Raw genomic sequence first — 19476 nt, 5'->3', positions numbered from 1 at the left:
CATGCTTGCCAAACGCATCATCCCCTGCCTGGACGTGACCGCCGGCCGCGTGGTCAAGGGCGTCAATTTCCTGGGCCTGCGCGACGCCGGCGACCCGGTGGAAATCGCCCGCCGCTACAACGAGCAGGGCGCGGACGAACTGACCTTCCTCGACATCACGGCCAGCTCCGACCAGCGCGACATCATTCTGCACGTCATTGAAGCGGTGGCGGAGCAGGTATTCATTCCCTTGACCGTCGGCGGCGGCGTGCGCAGCATCGCCGACATCCGCCGCCTGCTGAACGCCGGCGCCGACAAGGTCAGCATCAATACCGCCGCGGTGACCAACCCCGAGTTCGTGCGCGAAGCATCCGAGCACTTCGGCAATCAGTGCATCGTGGTGGCGCTGGACGCCAAGGCGGTGACGCCGGAAAACGACCGCTGGGAAATCTTTACCCATGGCGGCCGCAACCGCACCGGGCTGGACGCCGTCGAATGGGCGCGCAAGATGCAGGCGCTGGGCGCCGGCGAAATCCTGCTGACCAGCATGGACCGCGACGGCACCAAGGCCGGCTTCAATCTGCCGCTGACGCGCGCCGTGTCCGACGCGGTGGGCATTCCGGTGATCGCCTCCGGCGGCGTCGGCAATCTGCAGCATTTGGTCGATGGCGTCAAAGAAGGCCATGCCGACGCGGTGCTGGCCGCCAGCATCTTCCATTTCGGCGAATACACGGTGAGCGAGGCCAAGCAGGCCATGTGCGCTGCCGGCATCGAGGTGAGGCTATGAGCTGGTTGGACGAAGTCAAATGGGACGACAAGGGCCTGGTCACCGCCATCGCCCAGGACGCCGCCAGCGGCCGGGTGCTGATGGTGGCGTGGATGAACCGCGAAAGCCTGCAGCTGACCGCCGACACCGGCATTGCCCACTACTGGAGCCGTTCGCGGCAAAAACTGTGGAAAAAGGGCGAGGAGTCCGGCCATTTGCAAACGGTGAAGGAGCTGCGCCTGGACTGCGACGGCGACGTGATTGTGATGCAGATCGAACAAATGGGCGGCATCGCCTGTCACACCGGAAGACAGAGCTGTTTTTACCGCCGTTTCGAGAACGGCGCCTGGCTGACGGTGGATGCCGTGCTGAAAGACCCGCACAGCATTTACCACGGCTGAGTTGCCGCCGGTCAACGCTGCCCGCGATGGACGGGTTACAATGACCGGCCGGGCCGCGCTGTCATCTACGCGCCATGCCCGTGCCGCATAATCGCCGGATTTCGGCGCAAAGGATATCGATATGACCCCGGATGTGTTGAAAAATATCGCCGACACGCTGGAAGCCCGACGCGAGGCCGCCCCGCAGTCTTCCTATGTGGCTTCGCTGTTTCACAAGGGTGAGGACGCCATCCTGAAGAAGGTGGCGGAGGAGGCGGCGGAGACGCTGCTGGCTTCCAAGGACAAGGATAAGCTGCACCTGGTGCGCGAAGTGGCTGACCTGTGGTTCCATACCATGGTGCTGTTGACATATCATGGCTTGCGTCCCGAAGACGTGGTGATGGAGCTGCATCGCCGCGAAGGCATCTCCGGGCTGGACGAGAAAGCCTCGCGCAAAACCACTTGATGATGGATTGAATTCGATGAGCGATTGTCTTTTCTGCAAGATCGTGGCGGGCCAGATTCCCGCCAACAAGGTTTACGAAGACGACGATGTGCTGGCTTTCCACGACATCCGTCCGATCGCGCCGGTGCATTTCATGATCATCCCCAAGCTGCACGTCGACTCCTTGGCCCACTGCGGCCCGGAGCATGAGGCGGTGCTGGGCAAGATCCTGACGCTGGCCCCCAAGCTGGCCAGGGAGCAGGGCCTGGAGTCCGGCTTCAAGACCGGCATCAACACCGGCCGCGGCGGCGGCCAGGAAGTGTTCCATCTTCACGTTCACGTGTTCGGCCACAAGGGCTGACGCGTTTTTCGGCTTCGCGCCGGGATGCGATCCGGCGCCTGTTTCATGAATAAGGAAGAGTCACAATGGGTTCTCTGAGCATCTGGCACTGGCTGATCGTGCTGCTGATCGTGGTACTGGTGTTCGGCACCAAGAAGCTGCCCAACATCGGCAAGGACCTCGGCAACGCGGTCAAGGGCTTCAAGGAAGGCATGAACGAGGGCGCCAAGGATGCCCAGCCGCCGGCCAAGGACGCCGGCCGCATCATCGACGGCGAAGCCGACAAGAAATAAACCCGGACGGTGACGCGGCGTGCTTGACATCAGCTTTGGCGAATTCGTCCTGATCGGCGTGGTGGCCCTGGTTGTGCTGGGGCCGGAGAGGCTGCCGGCCGTGGCGCGCACCGTGGGCGCCCTGGTGGCGCGCGCGCAGCGCTTCGTGGCCACGATGAAGGCGGATATCCAGCACCAGGCCAATCTGCAGGGACTGGACAGCATACGCCAGGACCTGCAGGACGCTGCGCACAGCTTCCGCGGCCAGCTGGAATCCGAGGTGCAGCAGGTGCGCGACGCGCTGGACCACCATTCCGCCGAGGCCCGCAATCTGGCCGAGCAGGCGGCGGAGCCGTTCCACGAGGCCGAGCGCACCATACACGGCGGCATCGTCCCGGAAGACGCCGCGCCGGCAACGGAAGCGGCATCGACGGCCGAAAGCGCCGCGCCGGAGCCGGCTGACGCGCCGCCGCTGCGCGACGAGAACCAGCTGGACCTGTTCGACGACATGCCGCCGCGCAACAGCGCGGCGCCCAAAACCGAAACTCCTCCGCAAGCCCACCAATGAACGAACAACCGCTGCTCGCGCATCTGATCGAGCTGCGCACCCGGCTGGTGCGCGCCCTGCTGGGCATCGCCCTGGTTTTTCTGGGCCTGTTCCACTGGTCATCGGATATTTATCATCTGTTGGCGAAGCCGCTCTTGGACGCCTTGCCGCACGGCGGCAGCATGATCGCCACCGAGGTGACTTCCACCTTCTTCGTGCCGATGAAGCTGACCATGCTGGCGGCGTTTTTGATCTCGCTGCCGCATACCCTGTACCAGGTCTGGGCCTTCGTCGCGCCGGGGCTGTACGCCCACGAGAAGAAGCTGGTTCTGCCGCTGGTGCTGGCCAGCTTGGTACTGTTTCTGGTGGGCATGTCCTTCGCCTATTTCCTGGTGTTCCCGGTGGTGTTCCATTTCATGTCGGCGGTGACGCCGGCCGGCGTCAGCATGATGACGGACATCGATAAATACTTGTCCTTCGTGCTGGGTATGTTCATGGCTTTCGGCACCACCTTCGAGGTGCCGGTGATCGTGGTAGTGCTGACGCGGATGGGCGTGGTGTCGGTGGCCAAGCTGCGCGAGGCGCGGCCTTATGTCATCGTCGGCGCCTTTGTGATCGCCGCCATCGTCACGCCGCCGGACGTGCTGTCGCAGACCATGCTGGCGGTGCCGCTGTGGCTGTTGTACGAGGCCGGCGTGCTGGTGGCCGCGCTGATGGAGCGCAAGGCGCGGCGCGCCCAGGCCGAGCCCGCGCCATGAGCCGCGAGCATTTCCGCCAAGGCGCGTCCGCCGCGCTGATCGTCCTGATCTTGCTGACCCTGGCTTGGGAGCTGTGGCTGGCGCCGCTGCGTCCGGGCGGCTCCTTCCTGGCGTTCAAGGCGCTGCTATTGCTGCTGCCCTTGCGTGGCATCCTGGCCGGGCGGCTGTATACCTACCAATGGTCCAGCATGTTCATCCTGGGTTTCTTCACCGAAGGCGTGATGAGGGGTTGGGCCGACCACGGCCTGGCGCAGAGATTGGCATGGTGTGAAGTTCTGATTAGTACACTATTCTTTATCTGCGTATTGGGATTTGCCAGGAGCTTCAAGCAGCGCGCTTGAGGTAAATGGACAAGGCGAAAAGTCCGGCAGCCCATGCTGCCGGTTTTTTTTGGGGCTTTTGGATACTACTAACGCGTGAATGTTCCCGCTGGTGATATGGCGTGTGGCCGCCTGTGGCGGCCCTCATCTAGAATCGCAGCATATAACGAGACCGGGTACAGCCCGGCCGGCATTCACTCTATTGGGTATGGGGAATTACCATGCGGAATTTGTCTATCGCGGCCAGGATTACGCTTGGCTTTGCGCTGCTGTTGGCGGCGCTCATTCTCACCGGGTTGTTGGCGCAACTGGGTCTGGGCAAGATTTCGGCGCGGGCGGAAGACGTCACTTCGCACGAGCTGGCCTTTTATACCGACATTGTCAGACTGCAGCGCGACATGGGCAATCTGCGGCGTTTCGAAAAAGACTACTTCATCAATATCGCCAACGACGGCAAGCGCGCCGAGTACCTGGAAAAATGGAAAAAAGCGCAGGCCGACGCGCAACAGGCGATCAGCCAGGCCGGCACCCATCCGCTGAATGATGAGGCCTCTCAGCAATTGTCCAAACTGTCCGGCCTGCTTGGCGGTTATGTCGATGGTTTCGGCAAGGTGTCGTCGCAGGTGGAGGGCAAACAGCTCGCCGCCACCGCCGATGCCAACCACGAGCTGGAAAAGTACAAGGACAATATCCACCAGATGGAAGGCGTGGTGGATGTGCTGGGCAAGAACGCCGCGGATGCGGTGGGCTTGCTGGACGACGAGATCAATGCCACGGCCGCCAGCGTGCGCAGCCAGATGCTGGCCGAGATCATCGCGGCGCTGGTGATCGGCGTGCTGATCGCCTGGTACATCATCTCCTCCATCCGCCAACCCTTGCTGCAGATGCGCGATGCCAATCAGGAGCTGGCGGACAAGCGCAATCTGCGGCTGCAATTGCCGGATTTCGGCAACAACGAGCTGGGCAGCGCCGCCGCCTCATTGGCCAAGCTGGTGGACAGCGTGCGCGCGGTGGTGGTGGAGTCGCAGGGCCACTCGGCGCAGTTGGCCAAAGCGGCCAATCAGCTGAATGTCGTCAGCGAGCATGTGTCGTCTGCGTCGGCGCATCAGTCTGAGGCCGCATCCAGCGGCGCGGCGGCCATCGAGCAGATGTCGGTCAGCATCAATCTGGTGGCGGACAGCACCCAGGATGTGGAGCGGCAGGCGCGGCAGACGATGGAGCAGGCCACAACAGGCAGCGAGCTGGCGCAGAAGGCGGCCGGCGAGATCCGCCAGATCGCCAGCACCATCACCGAAACCGCTACCGTGATGGACGGGTTGAACCAGCGCTCCGCCGACATTGGCGACATCGTGCGGGTGATCCACGACATCGCCGACCAGACCAATCTATTGGCGCTGAACGCGGCGATCGAGGCGGCGCGCGCCGGCGAAATGGGCCGCGGCTTCGCCGTGGTGGCGGACGAAGTGCGCAAGCTCGCCGAACGCACCAGCCAGGCCACCACCGAGATTTCCGGCCATATCGACGGCGTGTTGGCCGATACCCAGCGCGCCTACCAGAGCATGCAGCAGGCCAATGACAAGATTGAAACCGGCGTGGTCAGCGCTTCCAGCGTGGCGGATGCGCTGCAGCAGATCCGCGAGCTGGCCGAGCATTCGGTGCACCGCATCGCCGACATCGCCAATGCGATCAAGGAGCAGAGCCTGGCCAGCCAGGAAGTGGCGCGCAATGTCGAGCAGATCGCGCAGATGAATGGCCAGACCACGGAGGCGGCCGGCGAGGCCAGCGCGCTGGCCAGCGAGCTGCAGGCTTTGTCGCATGAGCTGGATACTTGTTTGCAGCGCTTCCGTACTTGAGCGGGCTGCGGGTCACGCGCATCCCAAGCCCCGGCCATGCGCCGGGGTTTTTGCATGATGGTCCTGGATTTTGAATCCGCGACAGTGCGGCACGGCTGATGGGAGCCAGGTTCAAGTCCATCCCAGCGCCGCCAGCGTGTTGGCGTAGAGCGCGTCTCGCAGCGTGGAGACCTCCATGCCGCGCAACTCGGCCAGCACGGCGACAAAGCGCGCCAGCTGCGCCGGCTCGTTGGGGACGTCCTGGGCGTATTCCGGCCGGATGTCCGGCGCGTCGGTTTCCAGCACCAGGCTGGACAGCGGCAAGGTGGCGGCGAGTTGGCGGATGCGGCGTGAGCCGCTGTAGGTCATCGCGCCGCCGAAGCCCAGCTTGAAACCCTGGCGGATGAAGGCCTGGGCCTGTTGTTCGCTGCCGTTGAAGGCGTGGGCGATGCCGCTTTCCACCTTTTGCTCGCGCAAATGTTTCAGCACCCGGTCCACCGAGCGGCGCACATGCAGCACCGCCGGCAGGCCGTGCTTGCGCGCCAGCTTCAGTTGCTCCACCAGCAGCGCCTCCTGCCGCATCGGGTCCAGCTCGGGCAGATAGAAATCGAGGCCGATTTCGCCCACCGCCGCCGGCGCATGCGCCGCCAGCGCGGCGTCGAGCAGGGCCAGGTGATCGTCCAGATGCTGGCCCAGATAAATCGGGTGCAGGCCGAAGGCGATCCAGCAGCCGTAGCGCGCGCGCATCGCCAGCACGTCGTCGAAATTGCCGGCTGTCACTGCAGGCACCAGCAACTGGCCGACGCCGGCGGCCTGCGCCCGCGCCACCACGCCGTCGATATCCGGTTGCAGCTCCGGCGCGTCCAGGTGGCAATGGCTGTCTATCAGGCAGGCGGCGGCCGGCAGCGGGGCGAAACGCATCACAGTTTCCAGGTGAAGCCCAGCAGGGTTTGCCAGCCTGCGGTGTGGCTGCCGGTATTCTCGGCCGCCCAGCGGCTGCCGGCGCCCAGGTCCAGCGTCCAGTGCTTGGCGAGCGGATGCGACATCACCAGCAGCAGATTGCTCTGCTCCAGCTGCCAGCCGGGGCCGTCATCGCTATGATTCAAGCCCAGGCGGCGTTTCTGGTTGGCCAGGCTGGCCCAGCCCAGCACCGAGAATTTCTGCCCCATCCAGTCGCCCAGCGGCGCGTCCAGCGTGGCCGCCAGCAGTTGTCCCGGATGGCTGCTGCCGATGCGGCTGGCGTAGCCGAAGGACAGGCTGCCGTCGCGCGGCAGGTCAAAGCCGTAGCGCGCCAGCGCCAGGCTCTGCGATACGCCGCCGCCCAGACTCCAGGCCGGCTCGCTGGCTACGCCCAGCGACACCCAGCCGCCCGGCGCCGGCAGCGCCCAGCCGCCTTCGCCGTCTTGCACGTACAGGGCGCCGAAGCGGGTGCGGTACTGCATGTCCACGCTGGGCTGCAGCCGCGACGAGTTGCCGTAGTCGGTCTTGCGGGTCATCAGCTCCGTGCTGATGGACAAGTCGAGGTCCTTGCCGTCGTCGGCGCGACAGGGCAGGGAAGACAACAACATGCCCGCTGTGAGAAGGCAAATAATAGGTTTCATCGCGGCGGAGGTCTCTGGGTCTTTATGTTTCATTTTGAGCATACGCGTTCAACCGCATTATGGTGGCTATCTCGGCGCGGAGGCGTCGATGTTCATGCGGTTTCCTCCGTCTGCAGCTGCTGCAACAGATATAGCCGCTGGTAGATGCCGCCCAGCCGCATCAGCTGTTCGTGGTCGCCGGTTTCGGCGATGCGGCCGTGGTTCAGCACGATGATGGTGTCGGCGTCGCGTATCGTGGACAGGCGGTGGGCGATGGAGATCAGCGTGATCTTGCCGGCCAGCCGCGTCAGCGCCTGCTGCACCAGCTGTTCGGTTTCGCTGTCGATGTGCGAGGTGGCTTCGTCCAAGAGCAGGATGCGCGGCTTGCCGGCCAAGGCGCGGGCGATGGCGATCAGCTGCTTCTGGCCGCTGGACAGCCGCGCGCCGCTTTCGCCCATATCGCTGTCGTAGCCGTTTTCCAGCGACAGGATCAACTCGTGCACGTCGGCGGCGCGGGCGGCGTCCTCGATGGCCTGTTGCGACAGGCCGCGCCCCATGTCGATGTTTTCCCGCGCGCTGGCCGCCAGCAGGAACGGGTCCTGCGGCACCAGGCCGATGCCGGCGCGGAAGGCGGCGTCGCTGATGGATTCCAGCGGCTGGCCGTCGATCAGGATGTCGCCGTGCTGCGGCCGGTAGAAGCGCAGCAGCAGCGACAGCAGGGTGGACTTGCCGCTGCCGGTATGGCCGACGATGCCGACGAAGCCGCCGGCTGGTATCTCCAGGCTCAGCTCATGCAGCACCGGGTGTTCCAGCTGGTAGCCGAAAGTCAGCTGGCGGAAGCTGACCGCGCCGGCGGCGATGCGGCCGTCTGCGCCGGGCTGCTGCGCGGCGGGCTCCTGCAGCAGGTGGCTGACGCGGCTGGCCGCCACCACGGCCTGCTGCAGCTGGCCAAACTGCAGCGTTATCTGGATCAGCGGCTCCACCACGCGGCCGATATAGCCGACGAAGGCGTACAGCACGCCGATTTCCACGCCGCCCAGCTCGCGCGCGCCGTAACTGTAGATCACGGCGATCAAGAGCAGCACATTGAGCAGATCCAGCGCCGGACGCAGCAGCCAGGCGTTGGCATTCAGCTCGCGCAGCCGCGCCTGGTAGTAGCGCTGGTTGGTGTCGTCAAAGCGGCCGATGAAGCGGCCCTCGGCATTGCTGGCTTGCAGCACGGAGATGCCGGCGATCGACTCCGCCATCTGCGCGTTGATGTCGCTGCGCAGGGCGCGCGCGCGCGCCACCGACGGCGCGCTGAGCCGCTGGTACAGCCAGATGATGGCGAATGTGGCCGGGAACAGCAGCAGCGTCACCAGCATCAGCCGCCAGTCCAGCCAGGCCATGGCCGCCAGCGCGCCCAGCACCACGATGCTGCTGTTGAGGATGACGAACAATGCTTGCACATACAGCGCTTTGACCGACTCGGTGTCGTTGGTGACGCGGCTGACCAGCTGGCCGGTGATGGCTTGGTCGAAAAAGGCCATGGGCAGGCGGATGACATGGCCGTACACGCGCTCGCGCAGCCGAACCACCGCGCGCATGGCCACGCCGGCCAGCCGCACCAGTTGCTGGTAGCGCAGCACGGCAGCCGCCACGCCCAGCAGCAGGCTGCCGGCCAGCAGGCCGGCGATGGCGCCCCATTCCAGCCGGTGCGGCAGCAGATAGCTGTCGATGAAGATCTTGCCCAGCAAGGGGGCGGCCGCTTCCAGCAGGGCGGCGATCAGCAGCCAGCCGCCGCCGCGCCACAGATGGTTCAAGTCGGGGCGGGCGGCGTCGGTCAGCAGGGCGACGGCCTCGCGGGTTTGGGTGCGGGTGGCGTCAGATTTCATCGAGGCTGGCCTCCAGTTGTTGATAGCGCCACTGGCTGGCGTACCAGCCATCGCCTTGCAGCAGTTGCTCGTGGCTGCCTTGTTCGGCGATGTGGCCGTGGTGCAGCGCGATGATGTGGTCGGCGTCGGCCACGGCGGACAGGCGGTGGCTGACGATGATCACGCTGCGGCCGCGCCGCGCCTCGCGCAGGTGTTGCAGGATTTGCGTCTCGGTCTGGGTGTCCACCGCGGACAAGGCGTCGTCCAGCAGCAACAGCGGCGCGTCGGCCAGCAGGGCGCGGGCGATGGCGACGCGCTGGCGCTGTCCGCCGGACAGGGCCACGCCTTTTTCGCCCACGGGTGTGTTGTAGCCCTGCGGCAGGCGCAGGATGTCCTCGTGCACCGCCGCCAGCCGCGCCACGCGTTCTATCTCTGTCTGGCTGGCTTCCGGCCGCGCCAGCGCGATGTTTTCCGCCACGCTGGCGGAGAACAGGAAGGCCTCCTGCGGCACCCAGCTGATGGCGCTGCGCAGCGTCGCCAGGCGGTAGTCGGCGATGTCCACGCCGTTCCAGCGGATATTGCCTTGCTGCAGCGGGTATTGCCGCAGCAGCAGCTTCAACAGCGTGGACTTGCCGCTGCCGGTGGGGCCGACCACGCCCAGCGTGCGGCCTGGCGGCAGGTCTACGGACACTTGGCGCAGCGCGGCGGCGGCGTCCGGCGCGTAGTGGAAAGTCAGCTTGTCGAAATGCAGGGCGCCGGGCGTCAGATCGGCGCGGGTGCCGCTGTCCGCCACATCGAGCTCGGCGTCCAGCGTCGGTTGCAGCCGCTGCCAGGCGGCGGAGCCGCGCTGCAGCAGCGACAGCACCCAGCCGGCGGCGAACATCGGCCAGATCAGCTGCACCAGATACATATTGAAGCTGGTGAGCGCGCCTATGGTCAGCTGGCCATGCCATACCAGATAGCCGCCCACCGTCAGCGCGATGGCGGTGGCGGAAACCAGGGATACGCCCACCACCGGCTCGAACGCCGCCTCTCCGCGCTGCGCCTCGAAGCTGCTGTGAGCGGCAGCCTCGGCCAGTTGCGCCAGCTCGGCGTCGTTGCGCGCTTCCAGCCCCAGCGCGCGCAGCGTGCGCACGCCGCTGAGCGTTTCCTGCACGTGATTGTTGAGCTTGCCGAAGCGCTTCAGCGCCTCGTCCCAGTGATGGTGGATGTATTTGGCGATGCGGGAGAAGGCCCAGGCCATGAAGGGAAACGGCAGCAGCGCGGCCAGCGCCAGCCGCCAGTCCACGCCCAGCGTCATCATGCCCAGCACCAGCACCAGGGACAGCGCGCCGTCGAAGCCGGCCAGCATGGCCTCGCCGGCGGCCATTTCCACCGAGTCGATGTCATTGGTGGCCAGCGCCATCAAATCGCCGGTGCGCTGGCTTTGGAAAAAGCCCGGTCCCTGGCGCGACAGCTGCTTGTAGAGCCGGGTGCGCAGCTCCACGCCCAGCTGGTAGGACACGGAAAACAGCTGCAGCCGCCAGCCCACGCGCAGGAAATAGATGGCCAGGCCCATGCCCAGCAGCCAGGCCAGCTGCCCCAGCAGCTCGTCGCCGGACAGCTTGCGCGCCACCAGCGCATCCACGATGTGGCCCACCTGGCGCGGGATCATGACTGTCAGCACCGCCACCGTCGCCAACATCAGCGCCGCCAGGATGTAGGAGCGCCAGTGGCGCGTGACAAAGCTGAATAACAGACGGGACAGGGTCATGGACGGACCAGGCTAAGTGGGGGAGTGGTCCATTCTATGGTAAGGCCATTGTCATTGCTACCTTCTATCAATGAAGGTAGATGCCCTGGCGCGGCGGCGGCGGCGCCTGCAGCGGCAAACCCTGCATCTCGCGCAGCGATGCTTCTATGGTGTGGCACAAGGTCGCCAGCGGCAGGTCGTTGCCTTCGGTGCCGAACGGCTCTTCCAGTTCTTCGGCAATCTGTTCCAGCGCGAAATAGGTGTAGGCGATGAAAACCGCGATCGGCGGCGTCAGCCAGCCTATGCTGGTCACCAGCCCGGCCGGCAGCAGCAGGCAATAAATGGTGATGGTGCGGTTCAGCAGCACGCGGTAGGTGAAGGGCATGGGGGTGGAGGCGATGCGCTCGCAGCCGCCCAGGATTTCCGACAGCGTGTTCAGATTGCGGTCCAGCGCGTGCCATTGCAGCTCGCTGAGCTGGCCGGCGCGCTGCAGCCGCTGCGCTTCGCGGCCCAGCCAGACCAAAATCAGGGCCGGGCGGAAACTTCCGGCCAGCACTTTTTCCAGGGCCTCCGCCGGCAACAACCGGCGCAGCTGCGCCTCCGCGTCCTGGCCGCGCAATTGCGCTTTCAGGGCGTAGGCAAAGGCGCATACGCCGTCGATGAAGCGGCTGCTGTCGTCGTTGTCTCCCAGCGCGGCCAGCATTTGCCGGGTCAGCGAGCGGCTGGCGATCAGCAGCGCGCCCCATAGTTTGCGGGCTTCCCAGAAGCGGTCGTAGCTGACGGAGTTGCGAAAGCCCAGGAAGATGGCCAGCGATACGCCCAGCAGCGTGAAAGTGGGGATGCTCAGCGAAGAGTCGCGCAGGCTTTGCAGCCACCAGTGACGCAATCCGGCGGCGACCAGTCCCACCGCCAACACCATCAGCAGCCGGGGCCAGATGCGCGGCAGCACCGAGCCATGCCAGACGAACAGCAGGCGGAACCAGGAGGGAATATGGCGAACGATCATGGAGGAAAAATGCTTGTCATAAAGACTGAATGTTACACAAATGTATGCCGCCTTATTGTATCCATTTGGCCTGCCGGCTTATCACCAGGCGTCGGCGGTGAGGCTGCAGCTTGGCGCATTCATTTAATGTCAAATAAATTTAGTGTGTTTTTTTAAGCATTTTTTCGAATTGATTTTCCTGCTTTGGCGAGTGAAGTGTAAAATAGCGGTTACAAAGTTTGATTTGATTGGTTCGGACGGATATAGTCTGCCGCGTTATCCACAAAGCAAAGGTTCATCGTGAACAACGACGGGTGTAGTCGATCCTTCATCGACACGTCGCTTTGCGGGATTCGCGCAGTCTGATTCTTCTACTGCCGCATCCTGCAAGCCAGGGTGTGGCGTCATTGGCCCTCGGGCCTCCGCTCTCTCCTCTTTTGCCTTCGGGCAGCGCCGGCCGGCCTTGGGCCCGCCGCATCGCATCCGCCAGTTCCTATTGAACCGGAGCTACCGGCAAGCGCCGCCATTGCGGCTGCCTGTCAGCTTCTTCCCTTGATCCGCTACACGGAGATTTCGATGTCTGAAGAACCAGAACCTCGACCGTGCCGGCCGGAACCCTTGTCCCGCTGACCTAGGTCTTGGCGGGCGGTGGCAGTCCCGTCGGCATGGCCCGGAAATGGGCGCGGCCTAGTCTCGTCTGTCTCTCCCCTTTTTGAATTTTCCGTTGCTATACGGAGGAAACCTTGCGTCTATCGTTGGCAGACGCGTGTTTTTTCCAGAGGCAGGGGGATGTGCGTCCGGATGAAACGCATCGGCGCGCATGGGAGGGGAAGTTGCAAGATTTCTGCCGCACTAAAAAGTCCGGGCACGTTCATTCTGTAAGCGTTTCTGCTGTCGCTGCATTGGATAGGTATCTGATTTAAAAAACTTGTCTGATGGCGGTGGCGCATTTTTTGATGAAACGCCAAAAATATCCATTTAACATTAAAATTGTTAAAACTGAATATTTGCTTTTGCGCGAATTCCCGGCAGCTGGGATGGATCATTCTGATCGGGGCGCATCTGCAATTTGGAAAGGCAACGCCAAATGAACCAAGCAAGCAAAATCTACATGACTGACGCGCAAGGCATGCGCTGGGTAAACGCCGATTACGTGAAGGAAGTGGCGGACGATATCGCCGACTTCGGCGGCAACCACGCGATCGATGGCAATGATCTGGACATGAAGCGCGACAGCATCTGGCGCATTTTCCGGGTGCGCGCCATGTGGCTGCTCATCCTGACTGCCTTTGGCATCTTGACCAGCAGCATCATCGCCGGTCAGACCGAACTGCTGGACCAAGCCATCATTCTGGCGGCCTTCCTGCCGGCCATCGTGGATATGGGCGGCAACTCCGCCAGCCAGGTCGCCACGCTGGTCATCCGCTCCATCGCGCTGCAAGACTTGAAGGTCCGCGCCAAGGATGTGTTCCTGGTGCTGAAAAAGGAAATCGTGATTGCCTGCATGCTGGCTTCCGTTGTCGCGGTTGCCGAGGTCGTCATGGCCCATTTCACCAAATCTCCGGGCGGCGACATTCTGCTGGTGGTGGGCGTGTCCATGTTCGCCTGCACCCTGACCGGTTCGATTATTGGCGCTGTCCTGCCGTTTGCCGCTAAACGGTTCGGCGCCGACCCGGCCACCCTGTCCTCGCCCATGCTCACCAGCATTTGCGACTTCGTCGGCGTGCTGATCTACCTGGGCTTCGCCATGGTGATTCTGGGCGGCAATCTGGTGTAAGCGCTTATCGTGGGCAGGTTTGCATCCGCCGCTCAAAGAAAAAGGCCGTCCCAGCGTGGACGGCCTTTTTGCGTGCGGCTATGCGCTCAATCCCACTCCAGCGCGCCTTTTTTCCATTCGTAGAAAAAGCCTATGGTCAGGAAAGCCAGGAATACCGCCATCGCGCCCAGGCCAAACAGGCCCAGCTCGTCTTTCAACGTCACCGCCCACGGAATCATGAAGGCCACTTCCAGATCGAACAGGATGAACAGGATGGCCACCAGGTAGTAGCGCACGTCGAAGCGTCTACGCGCGTCGCCAAAGGCCTCAAAGCCGCACTCGTAGGGCGACAGTTTTTCCGGGTCTGGCCGGTTGGGGCCCAGCAAGCGGCCCGCCAGCATAGGCAGAACCCCCATCAGCAGGCCCACCACGATGAACAGCAAGATGGGGAAGTAGTTTTCCAGCATGGCTATCGATTCCTGTTGCGATGACTAAACAGGAATAGACCGCGGCAGGCCGCCAAGTGCCTTCGCCAAGGGTAAACGTTTGGTAAAAGCCGGATGGCATGGGCCGGCAGTTATAAAGGCGCAGTTTGTGGGTGAGCAAACTGCCTTGCTGGGAACCATGCCTCGACCATTCGCCGGGCGGCGCGGGAGCATTACTGACCCAGGCGCGGCAGCCGGCCTGAAACCGCCATAACAAAGGCCATCCGCTTGGGGATGGCCTGAGTTGATGTTGTCGCGCAGTGCGCTGGCAATCTGGCGTCGCAGCCGCTTGCCGTCTCGCAGTTTGACCGTAGCCGGAGTCCTCGCCGGAAGAGCGGTCTGGTGGGATGCTGCGGATGGCGGTGGGGCGCGGCGCAACCAATCAAGATGAGGGATCGGAAGGTTCGCCTGGATTTGCCGCTAACTGTCTCTCCGTGGTGAGATGATCGGGCCTGCTGGCCTTTATATCGGTCTTTTATGGCTGGCCTAAATAGCTGTTTTCATTATTTTTTGTTACGCCTGGTACGGTTCTTGTATGGTGTCTCGCCCGCTGGCGCCGGCTTTGCCAATAGCCCGCTCATCGCGGGCGCAATGGCTTCATCCCATTGGCCGCCGCCGCTTAGCGTCTCCATTCCTCCGCATGGGCGTTGCCCGCCAAGCAGGCTTTTTGTCCTTCCGCTTTCCCTTTACAGCTGCTACGTTTATGTCATTGTCAATCTATGACTGGAGGGGAATGTGAAATCGATACTGGCCATGGCCTGTCTGCAGCTCTCCCTGACGCTGCTGCCGCAAGGCGCGAGTGCGGAAGCGCCGATCCGCGCCGCCCAGCAGCAGGCAAACTATCAAGCCACCCGCGATTATTACCAGCAATTGGTCAGCAACGGCGGCCGGCTGGCGGAGCTGGGCCTGCTGATGAACATGATGCCCAAAGGCGGCGACCTGCATCACCACTATACCGGCGCGCTGTATGTGGAAACCTATCTGGACTGGGTGGACAAGCAACAGTACTGCATCTACCGCGCCACGCTGAAGATAGAGACCAAGCCGCAGCAGGCCGCGGCCCAGCCCGGCAACGAATGCATGAGCGCCGAGCAGCTCAAGGAGGACAACGGCCTGTACCGCAAGCTGCTGACGGTGTGGTCGGACAAGGACTTCTACAACCACAGCCATGACCAGCCGCCGCCGGACAAGCAGTTCTTCGATACCTTCGGCTACTTTGGCGCGGCAGCCGGCTATTCCCCGCGCGAAGGGCTGCAGCTGCTGAAAGCGCGCGCCAAGGCCAAAAACCTGCAATACCTGGAAACCATGCTGCGCGGCGCGCCGGCTGGCGACAACAGCAAACTGGCGGCCGCGCTGGACAACCTGCCGGCAGGCATGAGCGCGGACCAGATAGACCAGGCGCTGGGCCAGGCCATGGACAAGCTGGCGGCGGACGCGGCAACGCAGGACATGATCCAGCAGTATCGCCAGCAACTGGCCGGCTACGCCCAGGGCATGGACGATGCCGACTTCACCCTGCGCTTCCAGACTTATGTCTCGCGCAATAATTCGCCATCGGCCACCTTTGCCGCCCTGTACGCAGGCTTTGCCGCCGCCCATGGCAACCCGCTGGTGGTGGGCCTGAACATTGTCGGCCCGGAAAACGGCATCGTGGCGATGCGCGACTACGCGCTGCACATGCGCATGATCCATTTCCTCAAACAGCGCTTCCCCGACGTGAAGCTGGCCTTGCACGCCGGCGAACTGGTGCTGGGCATGGTGCCGCCGGAAGGCCTGCGCGACCATATCCGGCTGGCGGTGGAACTGGCCGGGGCCAATCGCATCGGCCACGGCATAGACATCAGCCATGAAGAAGAAGCCGACCGCCTGCTGGCCGAGATGCGCCGCCGCGACGTGGCGGTGGAAATCAACCTCACCAGCAACGAGTTCATCCTGGGCGTGCAGGGCGCGTCGCATCCGGTGCTGCTGTATCGCCGCTACGGCGTGCCGTTTGTGATCTCCACCGACGACGAAGGCGTGTCGCGCAGCGACATCGGCAATGAATACCTGCTGTACGCCAGCCGCTACAAGCCGTCGTATGAGGAGCTGAAGCGCACGGTATACCGCAGCATCCGCTATTCCTTCCTTAGCCCGGCAGATAAAACCCGGCAGCTGCGTCAGCTGGATGGCCGCTTCGCCAGCTTTGAAGCGCGGGTGGCGGCGCTGCGGCGGCTGGATCAAACCCGCTGACGGGAAACGCCGTCCTTCCTGGGGAAGCGGCGGCGTTTTTGCATATTAGCGGCGGATGCGCGTCTGTTGCGGTGGTTTGGCCGCGCATTCGCCGATGAAGTGCCAGCGCAGATAATCCGCGCTGTCCGCTAGGTTGGACACCCGCCACGGGCGGTAGCCGGCGGCGCAAACGCCCATTGTGGCGTTGCCCAGGCGCGGCGCGGGCAGCCCCACCAGCATGGCGGCCCGTTGCCGGGCATCCGGGATGGTGGCTTCACCGCGCCAGTGGCGGCAGCTTGCGCAGTCGTTGTGCTTGGCAGCCAGCCGTTCGGCTTGCAGGCGCGGCAGGTGTGCGTCGAATTCCAGAATCGCCGCCCGCTCTTCAAATGCCTCCACGTCGTCGGCGTGGGCGTGCTCGGGGTGATGGACATAAAGATGGGTATCCAGCGCCGCAATCAACTCCGCCGCCGACACGCCGTCCTCAAGTTGGCGGCCCAGCGTTTGCAGCCAGTGGGCGCGGTCGTCGTCGCGCCAGCGCTCCAGCCGGCAGATGCGCTCGGCTCGGGCTTGCAGCGGCGCCGGCAGGATGGCGGGCGGAATCGCGCTGTCGATGGCTATGGAGAAAGCGTGCATGCCCTGCCTTTCTGTCGGAGTGGAGGCGGAAAGCCGGCGCAGGGCCGGTTTACGCCATAGGGTGCGGCAGAAAATATGACGGGGCGAGCAGACAGGGTTCAGCGCTGACAAGCTGGAAAGGCAAAGCATTTGCCGCGCAGTGTGATTACAATGGCATGCCTGTCGATGTGCGCATGGCGGCTCCTTGCCTGGCATCGCATTGCAATTGCTTGAGAAAGCTCCCTTATATGAAACCTGCAGACGTATCCAGCCATTCCACGCAGCCCACCCTCACCGAATCTTATGGCCCGCATGATGGGCAGGCTGGCGATCTCTATCTTCCCGCCCAGCCGTATCCCGCCGTTGTTTGTCTTCTGCACGGCGGATTCTGGCGCATGCCTCATGGCCGGGAGCAGATGCATGCCATCGCGCAGGACCTGGCAGCCCGCGGTTTTGCGGTTTGGAATCTCGGCTACCGCCGAATAGGCGCGCCGACAGGTGGATGGCCGAATACCGGCGCGGATGTGCTGCGCGGCATCGAATACCTGTCCACCCTGGCGGACAAGGGCATAGCGCTGGATTTGAGCCGCATTGCGTTGCTGGGGCATTCGGCAGGCGGGCACCTGGCTTTATGGGCAGCTGCGCAAGCGCTGAACCGCGTCCGCATCCGGGCTGTAGCGGGCGCCGCGCCGGTCAGCGATCTGCATGCCGCTTATTCAATGGCGCTGGGTCGTGGCGCGGTGCAGGAACTGCTGGGCGCGTCTCCGGATGAACAGCCGGAACGCTATGCCGCTGCCTCTCCTCTGCAACGCTTGCCGCTGGGCATTCCACAGCTGATCGCTCACGCCATCGATGACCACGCCGTGCCTATCGAAATGTCGCGGACTTACGCGGCGGCCGCTCGCGCTGCGGGCGATTCCATCCTGCTGCAGGAGCTTTCGGATTCCGACCACATGGCCTTTCTCGATCCCGCCAGCAGCGCGCATGGCGCGGTGTGCGAGTGGTTATCCACAGCCTTGGGAGAGAGTCCGCAGACGGGTGGCTAGTACGCGGTTAGCGCCGTGCGGGATGGTTGCTGCCGGGGGATGTTTGGTTGGTGTGTTGGGGTGTAAATCAGGACACATCGCAAGCATTGAAACCGAAGGGCCAAAACAGCCAGTCCGCAGAAGCGGCTGGCTGTTGGCTTTTATGGCACAGGGCTTACAGCACGCGGGTGAGCAGCGTCAGCGATTCGCCCATGCGCTTGTCCAGCGGCTCCAGCAATTCCTTGATGCGGCTGGATGGCAGGCGCACGTCGTCGCCCAGGCAAGCGAGCAAATCGATCACGGATTGCAAACCCAGCTGGCCATGGGCGAGGTGGCAGATGGACTCCACCACCGCCTGCTCGATGTCGTGGCACAAATGCGCCACGCGCGCGGCCGGCTCTCTGGCTTTGGCTTGATCCTTGCCGGCCAATTGCTCCTGCAAGGCGGCAAAGGCTTCATGCAGCCGGGTCATGGCCAGCAGGCTGGGTGGATGCGTGGGAACTTGATTGTGCAGCAGCCAACGGCTGCGGGCGGGGTGACGGTTTTTCAGGGAAACGGCAAGGTGAGACGAACTGCGGGTGATGCTAGGCATGGCAAAACCCTCCGGTGAAGTGTGCATTTTCCTGCCACTCCCGACGCCAGGCGGGGTGGCAGGCGCATGGCGGGATTGGCGTACCGGCTTCACCTCCGGCGCATCTTTCGATGCTCCCACCACCGCCCGCCATAAATTGCGCGTAGCTATGGTGTCTAGGACTGGTGCGTGTGAACGCAGCAGTCCCCGGTGAAGTATCGGGACGCCAATCCCGATGCCGCTATTGAACGGCACAGGTGAGATTATCCGGAGGGAAGGCTTGCGAGGCAAGGGAATAGGGTGGAAAACCGGCTGTATTTTGAAGCAGTAAGTAGAATCCGCTGCGCGGATGATGGTTTTCAATGCCGGGGCTGCTCGGCGGCAGGGAGGGGATATTTGCCTGCTTTATGACCTCATTCGGTATCCCGGCCACCCTGCAAGCCTGGCCTGCGGCTTCCCGCCGGTTCCCGTCAGGCCCGAGGCGCGGCTGAACTCTCTGCGTGCGAATCCCTCAATGGGCGAGGCGAAGCCTCGCACGTAGAGATTCTCTCAGCGATGCGCGCTAGCGTCGCGGGACTCAAACATGCAGCCGCTTAAGACCTCGGGCCTGCCACCCGACGGCAGGCTTGAAGGGAAGGGGGGCGTCGCAAACGTGCCAGTTTTTGCGAGCGCTTGGCTGTGTTGGGGCATGTAATGGAGCTTGTTTAATCGGTTTCAGAGCCGAACCGACTTGCCCTTATCCCATCAGCGCAAGCCGACTCCGAAGCCCTTTCCAAGGTTTTAAGCCGCCTCCTGTTTGAGCGGGGCGACGTTAGCGCCCCGCGAGTTTGGCGGCGCCTTGGAAAGGGCTTTGGAGCGCTGTTGGGTCTGTCTCTTATACACATCTCCGAGCCCACGAGACTCAAAACGGGGGGGGGGGGGGGGGGGGGGGGGGGGGGGGGGGGGGGGGGGGGGGGGGGGGGGGGGGGGGGGGGGGGGGGGGGGGGGGGGGGGGGGGGGGGGGGGGGGGGGGGGGGGGGGGGGGGGGGGG

At 63.7% G+C, this 19476-nt stretch carries 21 protein-coding genes; 13 read left to right on the top strand and 8 right to left on the bottom strand.

Features of this window, described 5'->3' with window-relative positions; genetic code table 11:
- Position 1: 1 nt before the first annotated feature.
- From hisF to JHD59_RS08975, 9 genes are all read left to right on the top strand, one after another.
- On the top strand, positions 2-766 hold the full coding sequence (gene hisF / locus JHD59_RS09015; RefSeq protein ID WP_199153981.1) for an imidazole glycerol phosphate synthase subunit HisF: 765 nt from the start codon (positions 2-4) through the stop codon (positions 764-766).
- Complete coding sequence (hisI, locus tag JHD59_RS09010; protein WP_103321317.1) at positions 763-1146, top strand: phosphoribosyl-AMP cyclohydrolase; 384 nt, start codon at positions 763-765, stop codon at positions 1144-1146. Before hisF ends, hisI begins: the two co-directional genes overlap by 4 nt.
- 121 nt (positions 1147-1267) lie before the next feature.
- Entirely contained in the window at positions 1268-1591 is a 324-nt protein-coding gene (locus JHD59_RS09005; RefSeq protein WP_043620457.1) for a phosphoribosyl-ATP diphosphatase, read from the top strand.
- Between the two features lie 16 nt (positions 1592-1607).
- Complete coding sequence (locus JHD59_RS09000; RefSeq protein WP_043620454.1) at positions 1608-1931, top strand: histidine triad nucleotide-binding protein; 324 nt, start codon at positions 1608-1610, stop codon at positions 1929-1931.
- A 65-nt stretch (positions 1932-1996) separates the two neighbouring features.
- On the top strand, positions 1997-2203 hold the full coding sequence (gene tatA, locus JHD59_RS08995; protein WP_043620451.1) for a Sec-independent protein translocase subunit TatA: 207 nt from the start codon (positions 1997-1999) through the stop codon (positions 2201-2203).
- A 19-nt stretch (positions 2204-2222) separates the two neighbouring features.
- Positions 2223-2750: a Sec-independent protein translocase protein TatB gene (gene tatB / locus JHD59_RS08990; RefSeq protein ID WP_199153980.1), complete on the top strand. Its 528-nt coding sequence runs from the start codon at positions 2223-2225 to the stop codon at positions 2748-2750.
- Complete coding sequence (gene tatC, locus JHD59_RS08985) at positions 2747-3487, top strand: twin-arginine translocase subunit TatC (protein WP_103321315.1); 741 nt, start codon at positions 2747-2749, stop codon at positions 3485-3487. The genes tatB and tatC overlap by 4 nt, the downstream gene beginning before the upstream one ends.
- The gene (locus tag JHD59_RS08980; protein WP_103321314.1) at positions 3484-3828 is read left to right on the top strand and encodes a DUF2069 domain-containing protein; all 345 of its coding nucleotides are present in this window, start codon (positions 3484-3486) and stop codon (positions 3826-3828) included. The genes tatC and JHD59_RS08980 overlap by 4 nt, the downstream gene beginning before the upstream one ends.
- A 200-nt stretch (positions 3829-4028) precedes the next feature.
- Complete coding sequence (locus JHD59_RS08975) at positions 4029-5660, top strand: methyl-accepting chemotaxis protein (RefSeq protein ID WP_199153979.1); 1632 nt, start codon at positions 4029-4031, stop codon at positions 5658-5660.
- A gap of 111 nt (positions 5661-5771) precedes the next feature.
- Here JHD59_RS08975 and JHD59_RS08970 read toward each other — a convergent pair whose 3' ends face one another.
- The 5 genes from JHD59_RS08970 to JHD59_RS08950 all read right to left on the bottom strand — a co-directional run bounded on the left by JHD59_RS08970 (position 5772) and on the right by JHD59_RS08950 (position 11810).
- Complete coding sequence (locus JHD59_RS08970) at positions 5772-6560, bottom strand: TatD family hydrolase (protein WP_199153978.1); 789 nt, start codon at positions 6558-6560, stop codon at positions 5772-5774.
- On the bottom strand, positions 6560-7207 hold the full coding sequence (locus JHD59_RS08965; protein ID WP_199153977.1) for a hypothetical protein: 648 nt from the start codon (positions 7205-7207) through the stop codon (positions 6560-6562). Before JHD59_RS08965 ends, JHD59_RS08970 begins: the two co-directional genes overlap by 1 nt.
- Positions 7208-7332: 125 nt before the next feature.
- Entirely contained in the window at positions 7333-9093 is a 1761-nt protein-coding gene (locus tag JHD59_RS08960; protein ID WP_199153976.1) for an ABC transporter ATP-binding protein, read from the bottom strand.
- Entirely contained in the window at positions 9083-10825 is a 1743-nt protein-coding gene (locus JHD59_RS08955) for an ABC transporter ATP-binding protein (protein ID WP_199153975.1), read from the bottom strand. Before JHD59_RS08955 ends, JHD59_RS08960 begins: the two co-directional genes overlap by 11 nt.
- Positions 10826-10892: 67 nt before the next feature.
- Positions 10893-11810: a bestrophin family protein gene (locus JHD59_RS08950; protein ID WP_199153974.1), complete on the bottom strand. Its 918-nt coding sequence runs from the start codon at positions 11808-11810 to the stop codon at positions 10893-10895.
- Positions 11811-12724: 914 nt separating this feature from the next.
- Here JHD59_RS08950 and JHD59_RS22760 point away from each other — a divergent pair.
- Together JHD59_RS22760 and JHD59_RS08945 are read left to right on the top strand one after the other, a co-directional pair.
- Positions 12725-12880, top strand: a complete 156-nt coding sequence (locus tag JHD59_RS22760; RefSeq protein WP_233163965.1) for a hypothetical protein — start codon at positions 12725-12727, stop codon at positions 12878-12880.
- Positions 12881-12900: 20 nt separating this feature from the next.
- Positions 12901-13566, top strand: a complete 666-nt coding sequence (locus JHD59_RS08945; protein ID WP_199153973.1) for a magnesium transporter — start codon at positions 12901-12903, stop codon at positions 13564-13566.
- Positions 13567-13652: 86 nt separating this feature from the next.
- Here JHD59_RS08945 and JHD59_RS08940 read toward each other — a convergent pair whose 3' ends face one another.
- Positions 13653-14012 carry an NADH-quinone oxidoreductase subunit A gene (locus tag JHD59_RS08940; RefSeq protein ID WP_043620422.1) on the bottom strand — a complete coding sequence of 120 codons (360 nt, stop codon included), beginning with the start codon at positions 14010-14012 and terminating at the stop codon, positions 13653-13655.
- A gap of 753 nt (positions 14013-14765) precedes the next feature.
- Between JHD59_RS08940 and JHD59_RS23315 the strand changes: the two genes are divergently transcribed.
- On the top strand, positions 14766-16259 hold the full coding sequence (locus JHD59_RS23315) for a hypothetical protein (protein ID WP_199153972.1): 1494 nt from the start codon (positions 14766-14768) through the stop codon (positions 16257-16259).
- Between the two features lie 45 nt (positions 16260-16304).
- Here JHD59_RS23315 and JHD59_RS08930 read toward each other — a convergent pair whose 3' ends face one another.
- Positions 16305-16871: a hypothetical protein gene (locus tag JHD59_RS08930; protein WP_199153971.1), complete on the bottom strand. Its 567-nt coding sequence runs from the start codon at positions 16869-16871 to the stop codon at positions 16305-16307.
- Between the two features lie 227 nt (positions 16872-17098).
- On the opposite strand from JHD59_RS08930, the gene JHD59_RS08925 reads away from it, so the two are divergent.
- Positions 17099-17896 carry a S9 family peptidase gene (locus JHD59_RS08925; protein WP_199153970.1) on the top strand — a complete coding sequence of 266 codons (798 nt, stop codon included), beginning with the start codon at positions 17099-17101 and terminating at the stop codon, positions 17894-17896.
- 154 nt (positions 17897-18050) lie between these two features.
- On the opposite strand, the gene JHD59_RS08920 is transcribed toward JHD59_RS08925, so the two are convergent.
- Complete coding sequence (locus JHD59_RS08920) at positions 18051-18467, bottom strand: DUF1484 domain-containing protein (RefSeq protein WP_199153969.1); 417 nt, start codon at positions 18465-18467, stop codon at positions 18051-18053.
- Between the last annotated feature and the right edge of the window lie 1009 nt (positions 18468-19476).

The sequence above is a fragment of the Chromobacterium sp. ASV23 genome (assembly GCF_016428945.1).
Lineage (GTDB): Bacteria > Pseudomonadota > Gammaproteobacteria > Burkholderiales > Chromobacteriaceae > Chromobacterium > Chromobacterium sinusclupearum.
This window is presented reverse-complemented; position numbering and strand designations above follow the sequence as displayed.

Excerpts from the sequence above, each read along its gene's own strand:
- hisF (WP_199153981.1), top strand. The coding sequence starts at position 2 with ATGCTTGCCAAACGCATCATCCCCTGCCTGGACGTGACCGCCGGCCGC.
- hisI (WP_103321317.1), top strand. The coding sequence starts at position 763 with ATGAGCTGGTTGGACGAAGTCAAATGGGACGACAAGGGCCTGGTCACC.
- JHD59_RS09005 (WP_043620457.1), top strand. The coding sequence starts at position 1,268 with ATGACCCCGGATGTGTTGAAAAATATCGCCGACACGCTGGAAGCCCGA.
- JHD59_RS09000 (WP_043620454.1), top strand. The coding sequence starts at position 1,608 with ATGAGCGATTGTCTTTTCTGCAAGATCGTGGCGGGCCAGATTCCCGCC.
- tatA (WP_043620451.1), top strand. The coding sequence starts at position 1,997 with ATGGGTTCTCTGAGCATCTGGCACTGGCTGATCGTGCTGCTGATCGTG.
- tatC (WP_103321315.1), top strand. The coding sequence starts at position 2,747 with ATGAACGAACAACCGCTGCTCGCGCATCTGATCGAGCTGCGCACCCGG.
- JHD59_RS08980 (WP_103321314.1), top strand. The coding sequence starts at position 3,484 with ATGAGCCGCGAGCATTTCCGCCAAGGCGCGTCCGCCGCGCTGATCGTC.
- JHD59_RS08975 (WP_199153979.1), top strand. The coding sequence starts at position 4,029 with ATGCGGAATTTGTCTATCGCGGCCAGGATTACGCTTGGCTTTGCGCTG.
- JHD59_RS08970 (WP_199153978.1), bottom strand. The coding sequence starts at position 6,560 with ATGCGTTTCGCCCCGCTGCCGGCCGCCGCCTGCCTGATAGACAGCCAT.
- JHD59_RS08965 (WP_199153977.1), bottom strand. The coding sequence starts at position 7,207 with ATGTTGTTGTCTTCCCTGCCCTGTCGCGCCGACGACGGCAAGGACCTC.
- JHD59_RS08960 (WP_199153976.1), bottom strand. The coding sequence starts at position 9,093 with ATGAAATCTGACGCCACCCGCACCCAAACCCGCGAGGCCGTCGCCCTG.
- JHD59_RS08955 (WP_199153975.1), bottom strand. The coding sequence starts at position 10,825 with ATGACCCTGTCCCGTCTGTTATTCAGCTTTGTCACGCGCCACTGGCGC.
- JHD59_RS08950 (WP_199153974.1), bottom strand. The coding sequence starts at position 11,810 with ATGATCGTTCGCCATATTCCCTCCTGGTTCCGCCTGCTGTTCGTCTGG.
- JHD59_RS22760 (WP_233163965.1), top strand. The coding sequence starts at position 12,725 with ATGGCGGTGGCGCATTTTTTGATGAAACGCCAAAAATATCCATTTAAC.
- JHD59_RS08945 (WP_199153973.1), top strand. The coding sequence starts at position 12,901 with ATGACTGACGCGCAAGGCATGCGCTGGGTAAACGCCGATTACGTGAAG.
- JHD59_RS08940 (WP_043620422.1), bottom strand. The coding sequence starts at position 14,012 with ATGCTGGAAAACTACTTCCCCATCTTGCTGTTCATCGTGGTGGGCCTG.
- JHD59_RS08930 (WP_199153971.1), bottom strand. The coding sequence starts at position 16,871 with ATGCACGCTTTCTCCATAGCCATCGACAGCGCGATTCCGCCCGCCATC.
- JHD59_RS08925 (WP_199153970.1), top strand. The coding sequence starts at position 17,099 with ATGAAACCTGCAGACGTATCCAGCCATTCCACGCAGCCCACCCTCACC.
- JHD59_RS08920 (WP_199153969.1), bottom strand. The coding sequence starts at position 18,467 with ATGCCTAGCATCACCCGCAGTTCGTCTCACCTTGCCGTTTCCCTGAAA.